Source organism: Streptomyces alkaliphilus (assembly GCF_014141535.1).
Classification (GTDB): Bacteria; Actinomycetota; Actinomycetes; order Streptomycetales; family Streptomycetaceae; genus Streptomyces; species Streptomyces alkaliphilus.
This window is the reverse complement of the sequence record NZ_VKHT01001619.1, coordinates 1-621: the sequence shown is the minus strand read 5'-3', so window position 1 is coordinate 621 and position 621 is coordinate 1. Positions and strand designations below refer to the sequence as shown.

Here is a 621-nt window from a genome sequence, read left to right as displayed (position 1 = left end):
GGTTCCCCGACGGGGCCGCCCTCCTCGATCACCGTCAGCAGGGTCGTCGCCACCCGGCTCCCGTAGCCCGCGATGTCCCGCCCCACGGTGGTCAGGGCGGGACGCACCACCCTGGTCAGCGGGGAGTCGTCCCGGGCGACCACCGACAGGTCGGCCGGGACGGAGAGGCCGAGCTCGGCGGCGACCGAGAGACAGGCGACGGCCGTGATGTCGTGGTCGAAGAGGAGCGCCGTCGGGCGGTCGGGGGCGGTCAGCAGGTTCCGGGTGGTCTCCGAGCCGTCCCCGTCGGTGTGGTCGGTGTGCGTGATGCGTGGCTTCGGCAACCCCAGTTCGGCACAGACCTCCGTCAGGGCCGCGTCGCGCAGCGCGGTCCGGACCAGTCGGGGGGACCCCGCCACCCGGGCCAGGCGACGGTGCCCGGCGTCGGCCAGGTGCCGCACCGCCTCGCGCGTGCCCACCGCCTCGTCCGACCAGACCGCCGTCAGGCCGCCTGCCGCCGACGGGTGTCCCGCCACCACGGCGGGCAGCCGCAGCTCCTCCAGCACGGGGATCCGGGGGTCCTCGTGCTGCGGGTCGACCACGATCACCCCGTCGGGCGGTCGGGGGCGGTCAGCAGGTTCC

The 621-nt window shown here is 75.8% G+C and carries 1 protein-coding gene; it reads right to left on the bottom strand.

Annotation, left to right across the window (positions count from 1 at the left end; translation table 11 throughout):
• Window positions 1-581: LacI family DNA-binding transcriptional regulator (locus FNQ90_RS25985; protein WP_182608534.1), on the bottom strand; the 581-nt coding region annotated here is incomplete at its 3' end.
• Window positions 582-621 lie beyond the last annotated feature (40 nt).